This is a genomic window from Phocaeicola sp. RTP21198st1_B8_RTP21198_201120 (assembly GCF_040929485.1).
In the GTDB taxonomy this organism is placed as follows: Bacteria; Bacteroidota; Bacteroidia; order Bacteroidales; family Bacteroidaceae; genus Phocaeicola; species Phocaeicola dorei.
In genome coordinates this window covers 1-17,730 of sequence record NZ_JBCOCI010000094.1, presented here as the reverse complement: position 1 = coordinate 17,730, position 17,730 = coordinate 1, and the positions used below count along the sequence as shown (strand labels likewise).

General features: G+C 47.3%; 14 protein-coding genes, 1 tRNA gene and 1 pseudogene. 3 read left to right on the top strand and 13 right to left on the bottom strand.

What is annotated here, in order from left to right:
• Nucleotides 1–196 precede the first annotated feature (196 nt).
• The 4 genes from AB5935_RS21150 to AB5935_RS21135 form a co-directional block, all read right to left on the bottom strand.
• Nucleotides 197–343 carry a hypothetical protein gene (locus AB5935_RS21150; protein WP_165859839.1) on the bottom strand — a complete coding sequence of 49 codons (147 nt, stop codon included), beginning with the start codon at nucleotides 341–343 and terminating at the stop codon, nucleotides 197–199.
• Between the two features lie 190 nt (nucleotides 344–533).
• A complete protein-coding gene (locus AB5935_RS21145; RefSeq protein WP_038612626.1) occupies nucleotides 534–2,084 on the bottom strand; it encodes a DUF1566 domain-containing protein in 1,551 nt (516 codons plus the stop codon).
• Between the two features lie 225 nt (nucleotides 2,085–2,309).
• Nucleotides 2,310–4,988: a glycoside hydrolase family 2 protein gene (locus AB5935_RS21140; RefSeq protein ID WP_007843615.1), complete on the bottom strand. Its 2,679-nt coding sequence runs from the start codon at nucleotides 4,986–4,988 to the stop codon at nucleotides 2,310–2,312.
• A gap of 102 nt (nucleotides 4,989–5,090) precedes the next feature.
• Nucleotides 5,091–5,163, bottom strand: a tRNA-Met gene (locus tag AB5935_RS21135).
• 231 nt (nucleotides 5,164–5,394) lie between these two features.
• On the opposite strand from AB5935_RS21135, the gene AB5935_RS21130 reads away from it, so the two are divergent.
• From AB5935_RS21130 to AB5935_RS21120, 3 genes are read left to right on the top strand one after another with little or no spacing between them, the layout of a single operon-like run.
• A complete protein-coding gene (locus tag AB5935_RS21130; RefSeq protein ID WP_005840108.1) occupies nucleotides 5,395–5,994 on the top strand; it encodes a TetR/AcrR family transcriptional regulator in 600 nt (199 codons plus the stop codon).
• Nucleotides 5,995–6,025: 31 nt separating this feature from the next.
• Nucleotides 6,026–6,772 carry a 3-oxoacyl-[acyl-carrier-protein] reductase gene (gene fabG / locus AB5935_RS21125; protein ID WP_005840106.1) on the top strand — a complete coding sequence of 249 codons (747 nt, stop codon included), beginning with the start codon at nucleotides 6,026–6,028 and terminating at the stop codon, nucleotides 6,770–6,772.
• Between the two features lies 1 nt (nucleotide 6,773).
• The gene (locus AB5935_RS21120) at nucleotides 6,774–7,445 is read left to right on the top strand and encodes an RluA family pseudouridine synthase (protein ID WP_007830909.1); all 672 of its coding nucleotides are present in this window, start codon (nucleotides 6,774–6,776) and stop codon (nucleotides 7,443–7,445) included.
• 64 nt (nucleotides 7,446–7,509) lie between these two features.
• Here the strand turns inward: AB5935_RS21120 and AB5935_RS21115 are convergent, their stop codons facing one another.
• From AB5935_RS21115 to AB5935_RS21075, 9 genes and pseudogenes are all read right to left on the bottom strand, one after another.
• A complete protein-coding gene (locus AB5935_RS21115; RefSeq protein WP_007830910.1) occupies nucleotides 7,510–7,815 on the bottom strand; it encodes a hypothetical protein in 306 nt (101 codons plus the stop codon).
• Nucleotides 7,816–8,101: 286 nt separating this feature from the next.
• Entirely contained in the window at nucleotides 8,102–9,484 is a 1,383-nt protein-coding gene (locus tag AB5935_RS21110) for a sigma-54-dependent transcriptional regulator (RefSeq protein ID WP_007843612.1), read from the bottom strand.
• 101 nt (nucleotides 9,485–9,585) lie between these two features.
• Nucleotides 9,586–12,153 (bottom strand): hybrid sensor histidine kinase/response regulator, encoded by a 2,568-nt coding sequence (locus AB5935_RS21105; RefSeq protein WP_038611550.1) that lies wholly within the window; start codon nucleotides 12,151–12,153, stop codon nucleotides 9,586–9,588.
• A 7-nt stretch (nucleotides 12,154–12,160) separates the two neighbouring features.
• Nucleotides 12,161–13,477, bottom strand: coding sequence for an MATE family efflux transporter (locus tag AB5935_RS21100; protein WP_008655233.1), 1,317 nt, complete (start codon nucleotides 13,475–13,477; stop codon nucleotides 12,161–12,163).
• 96 nt (nucleotides 13,478–13,573) lie between these two features.
• Nucleotides 13,574–14,818 carry a M16 family metallopeptidase gene (locus tag AB5935_RS21095; protein WP_007830915.1) on the bottom strand — a complete coding sequence of 415 codons (1,245 nt, stop codon included), beginning with the start codon at nucleotides 14,816–14,818 and terminating at the stop codon, nucleotides 13,574–13,576.
• A 12-nt stretch (nucleotides 14,819–14,830) separates the two neighbouring features.
• Nucleotides 14,831–15,676 carry a peptidylprolyl isomerase gene (locus AB5935_RS21090; RefSeq protein WP_007846867.1) on the bottom strand — a complete coding sequence of 282 codons (846 nt, stop codon included), beginning with the start codon at nucleotides 15,674–15,676 and terminating at the stop codon, nucleotides 14,831–14,833.
• Nucleotides 15,677–15,942: 266 nt separating this feature from the next.
• Nucleotides 15,943–16,191 (bottom strand): annotated as a pseudogene (locus tag AB5935_RS21085) (ECF transporter S component); the annotation flags it as partial.
• A gap of 32 nt (nucleotides 16,192–16,223) precedes the next feature.
• Nucleotides 16,224–17,201 (bottom strand): DUF362 domain-containing protein, encoded by a 978-nt coding sequence (locus tag AB5935_RS21080; RefSeq protein WP_007830921.1) that lies wholly within the window; start codon nucleotides 17,199–17,201, stop codon nucleotides 16,224–16,226.
• Nucleotides 17,202–17,220: 19 nt separating this feature from the next.
• Nucleotides 17,221–17,730, bottom strand: a 510-nt coding sequence (locus tag AB5935_RS21075) for a TonB-dependent receptor domain-containing protein (protein ID WP_368327546.1), incomplete at its 5' end; no start/stop codon positions are given.

The following is a 17,730-nucleotide window of genomic DNA, read 5'->3' as shown; positions in this document are numbered from 1 at the left end:
CAAAATCCTGAGCAACTTTTTGTTGCTCAGGTACTTAAAAAGTTTAATTTATAATAGTGTTGCGGAATTAAGGTTCATAAGGTTGGGTCAATAAATATTCTGAAGTAAAAGTATTCGTTTTTTGGGATAATATTTTTAACATAGCAAAAGGGCAGGGAGTTCGTGAGGATTCTCTGTCTTTTGTCATATATGGTCTTTAGATTTTTCGGGCTGTTTTTGGTTGAAATACCTGGCAGTGATGGAGGTTTCGGGTTTGTAATCCGTTGATGTCAGCCAATGCCTTGACTTGGAAATGCTTTATATCAACTTCCAGCATCAATTTACCCAATTTGATGCAATTCATGGGTGGATCGTATTTTCATAGGCGTAAGAATTGGTGTGCTGCAAAGATCGGAAAATCTCCGGGTTGATAAAGGAAAGAGTGAAAAATATGAAAAAAAGAAGCCCGGTCCATTTTGTGGTAAGCGGACCGGGCTTTACAATCAATTTGTCAATCGTTTATAACCAATGGGGCTGCTACCTCCATTGGAACTTTAGAACTGTGCGACAGGGCGCGTGGCGTAATTGCTGGCTTTGCTGTTGGCAACTATCGCACCACTAACGAAATTCAGATACCAGGCGGATTCTGCCGAGTGTTCGGAAGAAGACCAGTACCCCTTGCGTGTGAAATCATTGAAACAATCTTGTTTGTCTTTGCAAATGACTCCGGTTTTTTGAAGTTCCCACAACAAAGTCAACTCGCCTGCCGACGGTAAATACCATTCACCTGCCGATTTGCCGCTGGTACTGTATTGGTAGCAGTAACCTCCTGCCGGGTAACTGGAAGAACTTTTACCAAGATAGGCGGTGTGAGCCTTTCCATTGAAGTCGCTGATGGCTCCTTCTGACACCCAGGTGGCAGGTTGTCCGGTTTCAACATGGATGGTTGCTCCCTTGATGCGTTCCTCGTCCTTATCGGAGAAGAAAGAATCGGCGGTTCCGTCATAATAAGGGAGAACACCGCTTGTCAATGTACCGTCAGCGGTGGTATAGTTTTCGATGCCTTCTATATCTTCTGCTTTGCTGATCCATTTGGTACTGGACTGGTTGTCGCTTAATGCCACGATACGTCCGAATGGAGAAGTGGACAGGGTGGGCGAGAGATTGCCGTCCGCATCATCCAGGGCATAGACAATACCGATGCAGGTTTTATTCTCATTCCTCTCGCTGGAGAAGGTAGCGTCGCTATAGTAATAATCGCCTACCTTGGCAGAAGGTAAAAGAGTGCAAGTGAGTGTCGGCGCTTCGTATACTTTGCCTTTCTCCAATTTGATGGTTGTCGAAGTAGCTGTCTCATACACTTCACCGGTGGTGGTAACAAGGGTGAAATGCAATTGTGCTTCGGAAGGGAAGAAGGAGATGTAAGTGGTTCCGGAAATACCGGTTTTGTTTTTAATAGTGATATTTCCTGTTTGGGTACTGCTAAACTCTCCGTCTTTTAGTTTCATAACGGCACTCGAGTAGAGGTTTCCGGCAGTGGCGGTTACGGTAATTCTTGTGATGTTGTTCAAAGGACTGTCACCGTTGGCGGTGAACTGGAATTTACCGATGGTGACCAAGCTAGTCATTTCGCAGGCGGAAGAGCCTGTAGTTTCGTTCATGCTGGCTTTACACAGTGCCCACGAGTAATCATAATTTGTTATACCTGCCAGTGTTCCGTCTTGTCCGCTCAGGTTGAGGGTTTGAGTCAGAGTGTCGCTGCTGGTCGCGGTGATGGCTGCCGCCGGGTAGAATACGGCAATTTCATTCTCATTCTTTACTAGTGTCGAAAGATCGCCCGTAAAGGTATCAGAAGAGTCAGTTTCTCTTGTGAGAATCGTTTTGGGAACACCGCTGGAACCGGTTTTCATTACGGCCAGTTGGCTGTTGGCGTTCCAGTTGCCTTGCAGGATGCCTGTATCCTCTGCATCTGAAGAACGGGGGGACAGTGATGCTGTGAGAGAAAAAGGAACGGTGGAGGTTGTCGTAACTTGATCATCGTCATCGCTACACCCCAACATGCATAGAGCGATGCCCAAACAGAGAATAGTTGTTGTCTTTTTCATCATCGTTTTCGTTTTGCTGTTTTATGATTAAAACTTGAATGGTATTTATTATTTAATTTTAGATAGCAAAGGTAAATGTTCTCGGTCGATTTTTCTAATCTATTCGGCGAAAGCTGTTTTTTTTTCGATAAATTAGGGGAATAAGGGGAAATTTGAGGTGAAATGTAAAGAAGTGGATGGACGGGAAGCGAACACTTTCCGTCCATCCTGTCAGGATGGCGATGATTATTTCTTTTCACCGAAGTCGGCTTGTTGTTTTTCCACCTCTTTCAGCCTTTGTGCATTCCGTTCTTTCAGCAGACGTTCTTGTTCCAGTTCGGAAGCCGATTTGGCGGCTGATTGTCCAAAAGGTGAGTCGCTGCTCATGGGAATCAGCGCAGCTTCACTTTCGGTATAGATGAAAGGATGAGCTGCCGGCTTGCTTTCTAATTCCAACACTGCGCTGGCAGGCATTTGCGAGCCTTCGAACAATACGCTGGCAGTGATTTTGATTTTACCCGGCTTTAAGGTGGATTGTATCAGCACGGGGGCTGTCCCCCATTTTACCGGAGCCGGATTGGCCAGTATATTCGCTCCGCCTAAAATACGTCCTTCTCCTTCTACATGGAATTTCACATAATAGTTGTTCAGACGTTTGATATTCCCGTTTTTATCGGCTATGGCGGCTACTACGGTTACAAAGTCGGAGCCATCAGCTTTTAAGTCGGTGTTTTCATTGTCAACCCAAAGCAGCAGTTTCTCGGGACGCCGGGCCGGTCGTACTTCGTGCGTGGCAACTACTTTTCCGTCTATGATGCCTTCGGCCAGTAGGAACACCTCGTCCTGTTTCTTCTTTCTCATAGACATGTTCTTGTCTATCATGAAGTCGTATATATCTTTGAATGTTATAACGGGTGAGGGCATTCCTTCTTTCGTTGCCGGCTTGGTGTAAGTCCATGTCTTGCCACCTTTATTATAAGTAAGCCGCACCTCGTCACAATTGGAGTATACAGTAACGTCTTTGGGTGAGAAGGGAGTCATTTCATGGGCGATGTGCACCATCGGTCCTGTTTCGAAAAGACGGTCTTGCTTTTCGGGCGAGCGCTGGGCTTTGAACATATAATAAGCATATTTGGGTTGACGGAATACGTCCATCACACCACCATAGAAGGGATCGGGATGATAGCCGCGTTGGTGGTCGAACGAGTGCCACAAACAGCCGCCGACGTGTTGGCGCGGAGTACGGCAGAGTACATCGTAACAGGTGAAAGGATAACGGGGAGCGGCATAGTGCTGTGCCTGGATGAGCATAGCCTGTTCCCCCCAGTTGCGTGCCACACGGCTGGGGGAGTTGTGCGAATTCCAGTCGTCTACATTATCTCCCCACTCGCGGGTGAAATAGGTTATTTTAGGGTCGAGGCTTTTGATGGCCCAGTCCTTGTCCGCGTTGGCCGGATGAGTGAAGAGTACCGGATATACCTCATGTCCCCGTGCTTCGCTGTCGCAACCGGAGTAGCAATACGGATAAGGGTATTCTTGATTGACAATATCGAGGGTATTTTGGGCGAAGTCTGCCGGATACCAGGTTTCATTCAGAATAGGTTCCCATAACCATACACAAGGGTGATTGCGATCACGCCGTACCAGGTTGCGGATATCGCTATAGACACGTTGTGCAAATTCGGGGGCGTCATTCCAGAATTGCCATCCCGGAGTGTTGACGATGACGAACAAGCCCAGTTCGTCGCAGGCGTCCATAAAGGCGGGGTCTTGAGGGCAGTGAGCATTCCGGATGACTTTCATACCTGCGTCGCGTAGCTTTTTAGCGTCGCGCCAATGAATGCTGTTGGCAACGGCATTGCCTACTACGGCAAAATCCTGATGGCGGTTGGCGCCAATCAGTGGGCTTGGATAAGGTTTGCCGTTCAGCCAGAATCCGTCCTTGCCCTTGAATTCTACGCTGCGGATACCGATGCGGCGGCGGTAGCCGTCCACTACATTTCCTTCATTGTCGCGGATACGGACAATCAGGTTATATAACGTAGGCGTTTCAGGGCTCCAAAGCAGGGGAGACTTCAACATTATTTTATCTTTTGAAGTGACTGCCTTGCCCGGACGTACTTGAATGACATCGTTCAGAAATGCGGCTTGTGTGCCGTCGGGTTGCTGAAGTTCATATTCTACTACTCCTTTGAAGTTCTTTTTACTGTCATTACGTATATGGGCTTTCAGGATTATTTCTGCGGAAGTGTCGGAAACTTTGTCGTATGACACGAAAAGCCCGCCGCCTGCCATTTCGTTTTCGAAATTGGGATCGGTGATGAAAACCGGACGATGGGCTATTAGCCAGCAGTCACGATAGATGCCGCCAAAATAAGTATAATCCAGTACATCCTGTGCTTTGCCGGGAGGATAGCTGGGGTCATTGCTGTTGTCTGCCCATACGGCTATCACATTGTCTGTTTCCCAATTCAGTGCGTCGGTGACATCAACGACTACAGGCAGGTATCCGCCAAAGTGTTCGGTCAATAAATTGCCGTTTACGAAAACTTTGCTTTTCCCCATGATAGCTTCGAAATGCAGGAAAAGTTTTTTGCCTTTCAATTCATCTGCCGGAGTGAAATGTTTGCGGTACCATACCTCGCCTTGATAGTTGATACATCCACTGGCCTCAGTCGGTACATATTCAATGCCGTCGGGCAGGGAAACCATTTTCCAGTTCCGGTCATTAAAGTCGGTCGCTTCTGCACCTGTAACGGCTCCTTTGTGGAATCGCCATGCCGGATTCATGGAATATACTTCACGTCCGGAGTTTGCCAGTTCATAGAAACCGGCAGTAGAGAATTCAGGTTGGTGGGCTGCCTGCATCTCATAGAGAGGGAAAAATAGTAAAGCGATGAGATAAAATAAGATGTTTTGTTTCATGGTTCTATGTATCTTGATAATTTAATGAAGGTCAAAGATAAGAAATAAAAAAATACTGGGGAAATAAAAAAGAGAAGCAATTCTGCTTCTCTTTGATTGAAGTTGCGGAGGCCTGACTCGAACAGACGACCTTTGGGTTATGAGCCCAACGAGCTACCAACTGCTCCACTCCGCGATGTTGTGTTTTGATTACGGGTGCAAAGGTACGGCTTTTTTTCTAATCTCCAAACTATTTCTGTATCTTTTTCTCAAATAAAATAATCTTTTTAGCTAATGTGTTGATATATAGAGCGTATACGATATGTTAATTAACGTTTGCTTCAAGATTATACTTTATTTGTTTGTGTGGTACAAAGAAAAAATGTAATTTTGCTCACATATATATGTAATGTGCAATTGAACTTATATGGCAGTATCAAAGACTAGGGCTAAATTGGTAGACGTCGCCCGTCAGCTTTTTGCGAAGAATGGGGTGGATGATACGACAATGAATGATATAGCGGTGGCTTCCAAGAAGGGAAGACGCACGCTCTATACGTATTTCAAGAGCAAAGAAGACATTTATATGGCAGTGGTGGAGTCGGAGTTAGAGATGCTGTCGGGGGCTATGGAGAAAGTGGCTGAACAGGATATCGCTCCTGATACGAAAATACTGCGGCTGATAGAAACACATCTGGACTCTATCAAGATGGTGGTGTTCAGGAACGGGACTTTGCGTGCCGGCTTTTTCCGTGATATATGGAGAGTGGAGGCGGTGCGGAAGAATTTTGACCGGACGGAAACAAAGCTGTTCAGGCAGGTGTTGACGGAAGGAAAGGAAAAGGGAATCTTTGATATAGACAATGTGAATATCGTGGCGGATATTGTGCACTATTGCGTGAAGGGCATTGAAGCGCCTTATATACGTGGCCAGATAGGTGAGGAACTGGACGATGAGACAGGATGGGCATACGTGGCAAAAATTGTGTATGGCGCATTGGGGCGTAAAGAACAGAATAAGGAATAAAATTAACTTTATAATTATAAAATCAAAAATTATGGGATTATTAACAGGAAAGACTGCGATTGTGACAGGTGCCGCTCGTGGTATTGGTAAAGCGATTGCATTGAAGTTTGCTGCCGAAGGAGCAAATATTGCTTTTACAGACTTGGTAATTGATGAAAACGGTCAGAATACAGAAAAAGAAATTGCTGCGTTGGGTGTAAAGGTGAAAGGTTATGCTTCTAATGCTGCGAATTTTGAGGATACAGAGAAAGTGGTTAATCAGATTAAGGATGATTTCGGTTCTGTTGATATTTTGGTGAACAATGCAGGTATCACGAAAGATGGATTGATGATGCGTATGAGTGAGGCGCAGTGGGATGCGGTAATCGCTGTGAACTTGAAGTCTGCCTTTAACTTTATCCACGCATGTACTCCGATCATGATGCGTCAGAAGAGTGGAAGCATTATCAACATGGCTTCCGTAGTGGGTGTTCACGGAAATGCCGGTCAATGTAACTATTCTGCTTCAAAAGCCGGTATGATCGGTTTGGCTAAATCCATCGCTCAGGAATTGGGCTCTCGCGGTATCCGTGCCAATGCCATCGCTCCGGGATTCATCATCACGGATATGACAGCCAAATTGTCTGACGAAGTAAAAGCTGAGTGGGCCAAGAAGATTCCTTTGCGTCGTGGAGGTACTCCTGAAGATGTGGCGGATGTAGCTACTTTCCTGGCTTCTGATATGTCTTCGTATGTATCAGGACAGGTTATCCAGGTTGACGGCGGTATGAACATGTAATATGACAGTTGTTTACGAGGATAATCATATTGTTGTAGTCAATAAGACTTCTTCCGAGATCGTTCAGGGAGACAAGACCGGTGATACTCCCTTGTCGGAGATGGTGAAACAATACCTGAAAGAGAAATATAATAAGCCGGGAAATGTTTTCATTGGAGTGACCCACCGCTTGGACCGTCCCGTCAGCGGGTTGGTGGTGTTCGCCAAAACGAGCAAGGCATTGCCCAGACTGAATGAGATGTTCCGTAATGGTGAGGTGAAAAAGACCTATTGGGCCATAGTGAAAGAATGCCCCAAGGAAACGGAGGGCGAGCTGGTTCACTATTTGGTGCGTAACGAGAAACAGAATAAGTCTTATGCATACGATAAGGAAGTAAAGAATTCCAAGAAAGCTGTACTTCATTATAAACTTATCGGCCATTCTCAGAATTACTATTTATTGGAGGTGGATCTGAAAACCGGAAGGCATCATCAGATTCGTTGCCAGTTGGCCAAGATGGGATGTCCCATTAAAGGTGATTTGAAATATGGCTCTCCACGTTCCAACCCGGATGGCAGTATCTGTCTGCATGCCCGGACGGTACAATTCGTTCACCCTGTGTCGAAGGAAATGATCCGGTTGACTGCGCCGGTACCCGAAGGTAACTTGTGGAACGGTTTTGAGATAGACTAAAGATAGAAAACAAAAAGGGAATGCTTCACAGCATTCCCTTTTCTTACTTTTAGGCATCTTTCATTTACTTCAAAACTTCTCCGCTTTCGCTGAAAAGTACAGTGCTTTCAGTTCCCTCTTTATCAGTTAAAACAACCTTGTAAGTTTTAGTTCCATCTTCGTTTGCTTCTACGGCAGCTTCTTTGATAGTAGATTCTGCATAGTTCTTTGTGATAGCTTCCTGCACGGCAGCCGGAAGGTCTTTCACTTCAATAGGGGTAAAATCATTTATCATAGTTATGGTCACAGAGTCCACCATAAAGTTGTCGGCGAATGCTACTGATGTTCCTAATCCCATTACCAATGCTACTGCAACAAATAACTTTTTCATAATTGTAGGTTTTTACTGTTAATACTATGTTGTTTTGTTTTCTCTGATAACAGAATGACAATATCTGTGCCAGAAAATAGATTGAATCTTTAAAATATTGATAATTAATGGATTACTCTTAGTGGAGGATGAAAGGAACATGGGGATAAGTGTGGAACATGGGGAATGCTTTGTGGAATTATTCCACATATCCGGCGGGAAGATGAGTTTATATGCTGTAAGGCTGTGCCCGATAGGAACAGTAGGGGCAACAGCCTTACGGTACAGTAGCTTCTTGTTGGTAAAGTTATTGAATATCGTACAGTTTCAATTTGTTATATAAAGTCTTCCGGTCTATGCCTAATAAGATGGCGGCTTTACTTTTATTGTTTCCTGTCTGCTTCAATGCCTCAAGGATACGTTTCTTTTCCGCCGCTTCATCGTGCAGGCTGAACGTCTGCGGACTGGCGGACATTACAGGTTCCTGCAACTCATAACCTAATTCGGCAAGGGTGATAAAGTTGCTCTGTGCCAACAGGGTGGCACGTTTTACTATATTCTTCAGTTGCCGGAGATTTCCGGGCCATGAATACGTTTGTAAAGCTTGGCTGGCAGCGGCGTCAAACCCTATCAGCTGGCGGTCCAGTTCCCTGTTTGCCTGGTCCAAAAAGAAATTGGCGAATAGCAGGATATCTTCTTGCCGTTCTTTTAATGCCGGCATACGAAGGGTAAATTCATTGATACGGTGGTAAAGATCTTCGCGGAAGTTTCCTTTTTCAATGGCTTGTTGCAGGTTCTCGTTGGTAGCGCTGACCAGCCGCACATCTACCTCTATTTCTTTATTGGAGCCGACCGGACGGATGCGTCTTTCCTGCAAAGCACGGAGCAACTGTATTTGTACTTCATAACTTAAGTTGCCTATTTCATCCAGAAACAAAGTACCTCCGTTGGCTTCTACGAATGCTCCTGTTTTGTCGTTTAACGCCCCTGTGAAGGAGCCTTTTACATGACCGAAGAATTCGGAAGCCGCCAGTTCTTTGGGGATAGAACCGCAGTCTATGGCAATGAACGGTTTGTCGGCCCGTTTGCTTAGCTGATGAATACGGTGCGCCACATACTCTTTACCTGTTCCGCTGGCACCGTTTATCAGTACGGACATGGGGGTGGGAGCTACCAGACCTACATAATTGTAGAGTTGGCGCGCCGCCTCGCTTTCCCCCTCCAGGAAATTAGAGGGAGGAACGGTTGCACTATGGGGAACGGCTTTGCTCTTGGATGCTTTGGGCGTGACTGTGTTCTTTTCTATTCCTGCCGGTGTAGGTAAAGCTTTGTTTTGCAATGCCTCATTAATTTTCTTCAGCAACTCATCCGGTTGTACCGGTTTTGAAATGTAATCACTGGCTCCATGTTTTATGGCCTGTACAGCGCTTTGGATGTCAGCATAGCCTGTCATGATGATGAGTGGGATGTTGTATTTCTGTTCTTTCATCCATGAAAGCAAGAAGATACCATCTTGATCGGGCAGGCGCAGATCAGACAAGACAAGATCGTATGGTTGTGCGTCCAGTTGTTTGCGTGCGCGCGCATTACTGCTTGCTGTATCAACCGAAAATCCTTTTTTACCCAGCCAGGTTTTCAACATGGTGGCAAAAGTCAAGTCATCTTCTACTATCAGAATGGAATGTGGCATCTTTATGTGTTTTTTATTCGTACAAAAATAAACTTTTTTCACGGTGTGCCGAAACACGGACTCTATTTCTAATACCTTTTAACTTAACAGGGTTTAATTCTTCATTCTTCATCCGGAATTTCAATCTGTTTTTGTGCTTCGTCAATTACTTTTTCTATTTCTTTTACTATAAAGTTTGTTTTCTCTACCGCTTCTTCACTGATTTCAGCCGTCCCTCGTCTTTGTTCCATCCATGTCAGTGCAGGAATGCAACGGGTGGCTCCCAGCATGGTGAACAGCGGCAACAGTTTATGAGCTATTGCCGTGATGCCTTCCATATTCCTTTTCGCCAACGCTTCTTCCATATACTCTCGGTTCTTTTTTGTTTCGCTGATGAAGGTGCGGAGTATTTCTGCGGCTGCTTCCGGATCATCTTCCGAGAAGGCGGTCAGGGCAGAGAAATCCAACGTTTCTTGTTGGGGATGGTTTTCTTTGGCCGGTGCTGTGTGAGGAGCCGGATTTCCTGCGGCGGATACGTCCTTTCCTGTGGCCTGGAAGATGGCTGTAAACAATTCGTTTATGGTGAAAGGTTTGTGCAGGCAACCGGCAAAGCCATGTGAACGGAAATAATTTTCGTCCATATCGCTACGGGCGGTCAGCGCGATCACCGGCAGGGTTTGCACCCATGATGTGTCCAGCGTGCGGATGGCTTTCAATAAATCGAATCCGTTCATGGCAGGCATCTGTATGTCGGTGAGCAGGGCGTCGAAGCGCTTGTCTTTCAATTTGTTGAGAAGCTCTTCGGGATGATGGCAGCAGGTCACAGTCACTCCGGGGCGTTCCAGCATGGCGGTGGTAAGCTGTAACTGTATGCGGTCATCGTCAATTAAAATCAGGTGGATCGGCTCACTGTCTTTGCGGGGAGTGTCTATTTGCCGGATTCCGGTTGCGTCAGGGGAAGCAGGAGTATGTTCCGCTTCCGGTCCGGAGGGGTTTTTATCCGGATGGGAAGGCCCCTCAGGCAAAGGCAGATATACATGGAATCGGCTGCCTTTCCCTTGTTCGCTTTCTATCTTGATATCTCCTTCGAGCAGAAGCACCAGTTTACGGGTGATGGCCAGTCCCAAGCCGAATCCTTCTTGTCCTTGTGCGTTGTGGAGCCGGGTGAATTCCTGAAAGATACGTTGTTGCTCTTCTTGGCTGATACCACATCCTGTGTCACTGATACTGAAATGCAGTTGGCCGTTTTCCAACGCTGCTTGCAGAGTGATGCTTCCTTCTTTGGTGAATTTCAGTGCATTGGATAGCAGATTCTCTGCTATCTGGCGGATACGGAACGGGTCTCCTATGTATACGCGGTTTAATGATTCGTTGCAATGATAGTTCAGTTCCAGCTGTTTGGAGTCCGCCATCGGTTTGAAGCTGATATAAATGGTGTCGAACAGTTGGTGGGGGTTGAATGATACCCGGTTGATGTCCATTTTATGTGCGTCCAGCCGGTGGTAATCCAGCAGGGATTTGACTAGGCTGAGCAGGTGATTGGCTGAACTTTGCATATTGTTCAGATAGAAACGCTGGCGTTCTTCGGTAGTGATCCGTTCCAGCAGGTCGGTATAGCCCAAGATGGAACCCACGGGGGCCTTGATATCGTGTGTGATAGTCAGCATCAGTTTTTCACGCGCCACCAGCAAGTCTTCGGCACGGCGTTTGGCTTTTTCCAGTTCTCGGCGGTAGTGGTTGCTGCGAGTGATGTCCCTCCATATCAGGACCAGGAAGAAAATAGCCAGAACCACGGCGACAATGGCGATTCCTGCCACTGTGCGGATAGAGCTTTGGCGGATGTATTCCTCTTGTATATGTTTGTTTTGTGCCAGAGCCTGCTCTTCTTCCTCTATGGTACTTAATAGCTGATTGACTTTCTGACTCAGTTTCAAGCCACTGAGGCGCAGGGACTGGGTGCGGCGATTCACCATTTCCATCCGTTCCTGATGGGTGTCGGTCACCCGGCTCTGTATGTCTTTCAGCATGGTGACCACCGTGTCTGCCGGGCTGTATGCTTCGGTCAGCGTATCGGTATATTCTTCCTGAATCACATTGCTGACTTGTGTGGAATCCGCTTTCCCGGGTGCGAACACTTCTCCCAGTCGTTTGAAGAAGCTTTTGGGCTTTTTGCGGATAACGTATGAATTGGTGTGTGTGATTACTTTTTTGCGCACGTGGGGAAGGCTGAGTAAAGAGTCTTGCTCGGCAATCAGTTCGTCGATATGCTGTTTGTAAATTTTATCTGTTCCGCCGTCCTGAATTGCTTTTAGCAGGTTGCGCATATTCCGTTCTTTATCCATGAAAAGCATTCCCACCGTATCCAGCCGTGCCAGTTGTATGCTGTCGGTCAGCAGTGTGCGCAGGGAGTCCAGCGCTGTGTTGGCCTGTTTCATGGCACGTTTGTATCGGTAGTACTGTCCTAGTTGTCCTGTACTGAGTGATTGTCCGATAACTTCCGCCTGATAAAGCTGGCCGATAATCTGATTGGTGACATGGCGCCGTTGGCTCAGGATGGCTTCATCATCGCTGGTTCCGGTCAGTGACTTCATCTCCTGATAAATATATCCGATGGATATAAAGAGCAGTGCAGTCAGCAGGATATAGCCGAATGCAACTTTCAGCTTGGTGGAACGGTTGGGCAGGCTCATGGTGGTTTTATTTTAATTTCGTATCACGGTTAAAGCGTAGGTAATAGAGTATTCCGGCTGTAGTCAGTCCGAAAGGAAATGCCATCCATATTCCTATAATTCCCCAGTCCATGATGAAACCGAAGAAATAGCCGGCCGGCAGGGAGATAAGGAAATAAGCGATGAATGCGATATACATCATGGGTTTCACATCTGCGATTCCACGAAGGGCATTGGCGAAATTTATCTGTAATCCGTCACCAAACTGGTAGATGATGAACGGAATGATAAGTTGTGCTACCATCACGCTGACCGCCGGACTGTCACTGAACCATCCTCCCAGTTCGTTACGCAGCAGGAAGATGGGCAGGGCTCCTATTAGTGCGATGAACAGCATGATATGGAATCCGGCGTATGCCGAGCGCCGGACGTTTATCCGGTCATTCTGTCCGCGGAAGTTGCTAACCCGCACAGCAACGGCTGCTCCCATGCCATAATACATCATAAAGCAGATTTGGGAAATGGCGAGCATCACTTGGTGGGCTGCCAGAGCGGTAGTCCCGATCCATCCCACCATAATGGCGCTGAGGCTGAACGAAGCGGTTTCCATCCCCATCTGCATGGCAATGGGCCATCCCAGTTTGTTCAGGTGCAGGAAGTCTGCCCGGTTGAGCGCATTGTGTAGAAATCCTTCTTTATAAATATGATAACGCCGGGTACAGAAAAAAATGACGGCGAACACGACCACCATCATGATACGGGAGGCCAATGTGGAAATTCCCGCTCCCAGCAATCCCATTTCGGGCATTCCCAGTTTACCGTAAATCAGGATGTAGTTGCCGATGATATTCATCACATTTCCTGCCAATAAGATCCACATGGAAACGCGGGTGTCGGTTATGCCATCGGCAAATTGCTTGAAACCGTTGAAAAGCAGTACAAACAACAAGGATATCAGTAAAACGATGAAGTAGGGACGCATTAAAGGCAGCAGTTCTTCGGGTTGCCCCAGCCGGTGGATATTCAGATAGAGTATCCACATGATGAGTGTGAGCAATACTGCCAGCAGTGTATTGGCAAACAGGCTGTTCTTCAGCATCCGTCCCACTACATGGGTTTCTCCCCGTCCGAACAGGCTCCCCACGATAGGGGTCAGCCCGTATGAGAATCCGGTAGCGAAAATAATGGCCAAAGTAAACATATTGTTGACAAAACTGGCGGCGGCTAATTCATTCGTGCTGTGATGGCCTATCATTAATGTATCGGCAAAACCCAGAATGATGACACCTATCTGGCCGATAACGATAGGGATACCTAAAGTGAAAAGTGCTTTGTAATGTTGCATGGTTAATAAATTGCTAATGTGCCAATATGCCAATATGCTAATTTGCCAACTAGCTGCGCTGTGTTCCGCATGGCGCATTGGCAAATTAGCATATTATCAGGTCGGCAAATTACTTTTATAGTAGAGTGTGGAACAATTTTCCCGCACAAATGTTTTTTGTGCCGCTTCTTTTATCTGTCCGGCAGTGACCGAGCGATACTTGTTTACTTCATTGTTAATATCCTCCGCTTTGCCGGTCAGTTCAAAATAAGCCAGATTGGTAGCCACATTCAGGTAATTCAGGTTATTGAATATCTGTTCGCTTTCATAGCGGTTCTTTACTTTTTCCAGCTCGTCCTCGTCCACACTTTCTTCCGTCAATGCCTTCAGTTCCTGCCATACGGCTGTTTCGGCAGCTTCCAGCGTGACGCCTGGGGCGGGTTTGCCGGTAATATGGAACAATCCCTCGTCAATGCTGCCCGAGATATAGGCGTCGATGCTGTTGAATACCTGTTTCTTTTGCACCAGATGCTGCACCAGGCGGCAGGAACGTCCGCTACTTAGCAAGTCGCTCAGCATATCAAAAGCATAATAGTCGGGATGGCGTCGTTCACAGATATGGAATGCCATAAAGAGCGCGTCTACAGGCACGTTCCGCTCCACTGTCAGCCGGCGTTCCTCCGTTTGCCGGGGTTCTGCCGGCAGTGAGCGGGGGGGTACGTTGCGGCGCGGGATAGGGCCGAACCACTTTTCGGCCAGTGCCACTGTCTCTTCAAAAGTAATATGTCCCGTTACAGCCAGAATGGCATTGTCCGGTGCATAATATTTAAAGAAAAAAGCTTTTACCTCTTCAAGGGTGGCATTGGCTATGTGGCTGATTTCTTTGCCGATGGTAGGCCACTGGTACGGATGCACCTTATAAGCCAGGGCACGTAGCAGATGCGAGGCGTCTCCGTATGGCTGGTTCAGGTTTCGCTGTTTGAACTCTTCGATTACTACTTGCCGTTGCACTTCCAGACTGCGCGGGTTAAAGTCGAGAGACAACATACGGTCACTCTCCAGCCAGAATCCGGTTTCCACATTCTGACGGGGGAGGGTGATGTAATAATTGGTTATGTCATTATTTGTCCATGCGTTATTCTCGCCTCCGGCATTTTGTACCGGAGTATCATAATCGGGCACATGGACAGAGCCTCCGAACATCAGGTGCTCAAACAGATGGGCGAATCCGGTATGATCAGGATCTTCATCGCGTGCGCCCACATCGTACAGCAGGTTCAGTGCCACCATCTGGGTTGTATTGTCCTCATTGTGTATCACACGCAGCCCGTTAGACAAGGTGTATCGGTTAATGTTAATCATCTGAGTCGCAAATTACTGAATACTGGCCTTGAGAATCCGGATATTCTCTACAGGGCGGTCTGCGCGGTTCGTTTTTGCTATTTCAATATTCTCCACTACTTCCATGCCTTCGGTTACTTCACCGAATACGGTATAAGAACCGTCCAGGTGGGGAGCGCCGCCTACGGTGCTGTATGCTTTGATCTGTTCGGGGGTGAAGCGGAATTTCTCTTCTTTGTCCGCCAGTTCACGGGCTTGGGCTTCCAGTGTGTCCTGCAATTCCAGTAATCCGGCATTGTCGCCCGCCTTGCGCATCTTGTATATTTCCTTCATGTGCTGGCGTGCTAGACTGTCGAACAGGGCCTCTTCGCGCTGTTCGTTTATTTTGTTCTCCATGCCCAGCAGTTGCGGTTCGGTGAACTTGCGTCCGGTAACAATATAGAACTGGCAACCCGATGAAGCCTTTTCGGGGTTCACATCATCACCCTGGCGTGCTGCCGCCAATACTCCTTTCTTGTGGAAGAATTTCGGATTGAATTCGGCGGGAATGGTGTAACCCACATCACCGCTGCCCAGCATGGCGGTATCCGATGCGTTTTTGCTGTCCGGATCGCCGGCCTGGATCATGAATTGTTTGATAACCCGGTGGAACAACGTACTGTCATATACTCCCTCTTTTACCAGTTTGATAAAGTTATCACGATGTTTCGGTGTTTCATTATACAGGGCCACTGTGATATTCCCCATGGTGGTTTCCAGTTTCACTAGGGTACGCTTTTCATTTTCCATATGATGATTCGTTTGTTTTTTCGAGCCGGCGCTGCATGCAGTCAATGCGATGAAGGCCAGGCATATTAGTAAAATTTTGTTTGAAATCATGAGCTGTTTTTTTATTTATCGGACAAATATAACAAAACTCGCTCACATACGGATGGATTTCGCAGGAATAATGCAAACTGTTGGAAATAAAGGGAGATATGCAGGTTTACTCTATATTCATCCATTGAGGGGTTTTGACCTGTTCAGCAGGAGTTAAGAGAATAATGGCTACTTATCCATTGCCGATTTGAGGTTGCAAAGGAACGGGAAAAGACCTTTTCCTCTCCTTGTTTATTATTTTCATTCAAAAATCAATAGGAATGGTATTACTTACGAATGATGCGGTTAATGAATAGCCAGCTCCCGAATATCTGAAGCAGCATGCCCGGAATACCAATCCGGAAATCCTGTGCGGCAAGCCAGGAATCTCCTTTCGTCGCCCATTCTCCCAGCGTCCCGACAAGCTGATAGGCCAAGACGACCCCAAGGAGCAGTCCGGGCGAAGCTTTCCTGAAATGCGAAGCCGCATACCCGGCAACCACAGCCAACAGAACGGATTTGAGAAAGATGGCGGGGCAGTACAGCCATAGCAAGCATCCCGAACAGTCTATTTCAGTTCGACAAGTTCGTACTTCTGACTTCCCATACCGAGCTGTTCGGCATAGTCGAGTGTATGCATCCCGTGGCGCGAGTCGATACGTTCGATCAGGTGAATTTTACCGTGGTCTTCGGAGGAGCGTACCAGATCGGTGCAGGCCCGGTCAAGCGCTACCGGGTCAAGCGAGGCAAGGATACCGATGTCGCCCATCCGCGGATCTTCAGGCGAGGAGTCACAGTCGCAGTCCACCGAAAGATTGTTGGCCACACTGATGTAGAGAATCTTATCGCCGCAATGGTCCGTGACGGCTTTGGCGGCCTCGGCCATCGACTCCAAAAAGTTATCCTGTTCGGGAAGGTTACCCCAGACTTTGCTTACGTCCTTGGTCGTGCCTGCCGAATGAATCCACGCCTTGCCGCCCGACGAGGCGATGCCGATGGAGATATTCTTGATTGCGCCGCCGAAACCACCCATCGCATGACCTTTGAAATGCGACAGCACAACCGTAAAATCGTAATTCAAGTAGTTCTTGCCCACGAAATCCTCTTTCAGGTGCTTGCCGCCTTTTACCGGCAGGGACACTTCGCCGTCGGCATCCATGATGTCCACTTTCGCAATCGCCGTAAAACCGTGGTCGGCAGCAGCCTTGAGGTGTGCCTCCGTATTGGCACGTCCGCCACCATAGGCCGTATTGCACTCCACGATTGTGCCGTTCATTTTCCGTACAAGTGGTGCAATGAGTGTCGGCTGGAGAAAATTATGTCCGCCCGGTTCGCCGGTGGAGAGTTTTACCGCAACCTTTCCTTCGGCTTTACGACCGAGAGCCTCGTAGATCTTCACGAGATTTTCCGGGGTAATTTCCTTGATAAGATAGACCTTTGGGAGTTCAGATGCGCTATCCGATGTCTTGTCCTGTGCCTGTACATATCCTGTTCCTATGGTCAAAAATACCATTGCAGCCATTATCATGCTCATTATCTTTTTCATATATACTGTAATTTATCAATTAAAAGTTCAGATTTATACCTGCCATCACCGTAGCTCTCGGCATCGGGTATCCGGCATTGATTTCGTAACGCTGTGCCAGCAGGTTTTCTCCGCGTGCCCAGATGTCGAGCCATGGGGTGGCACGGAATTGTCCGCGCAGATTCCATAAGACAAAATCCTCGGTTGTAGCCGGATCTGTCGAGGTGTAAAGTCCGGCGATGTACTGTATGCCCGTCGATACCGACCAGCGTCCTTGCGTGAAGTTTGCTCCGGCATAGAGCTTATGTTCGGGAGCGGCAATCACGGGATTCTCCATGTGCAGGTAGCTGTAATTGGCATCCACCGACCAACTCTTATTGAAACGGTAAGCGACCTGTGCTTCGACGCCTGCATTGTCTATCTCTCCCGAATTCTGGTTCAGCATACCGCTTCCGCTCGGATTGGGCAGGGTCATAATCCTCAAATCCGCAACTAAGCCCTTGAACGTCCTTATTGCGTTTACACGTCCTCTCATTACTGAATTTGCAGA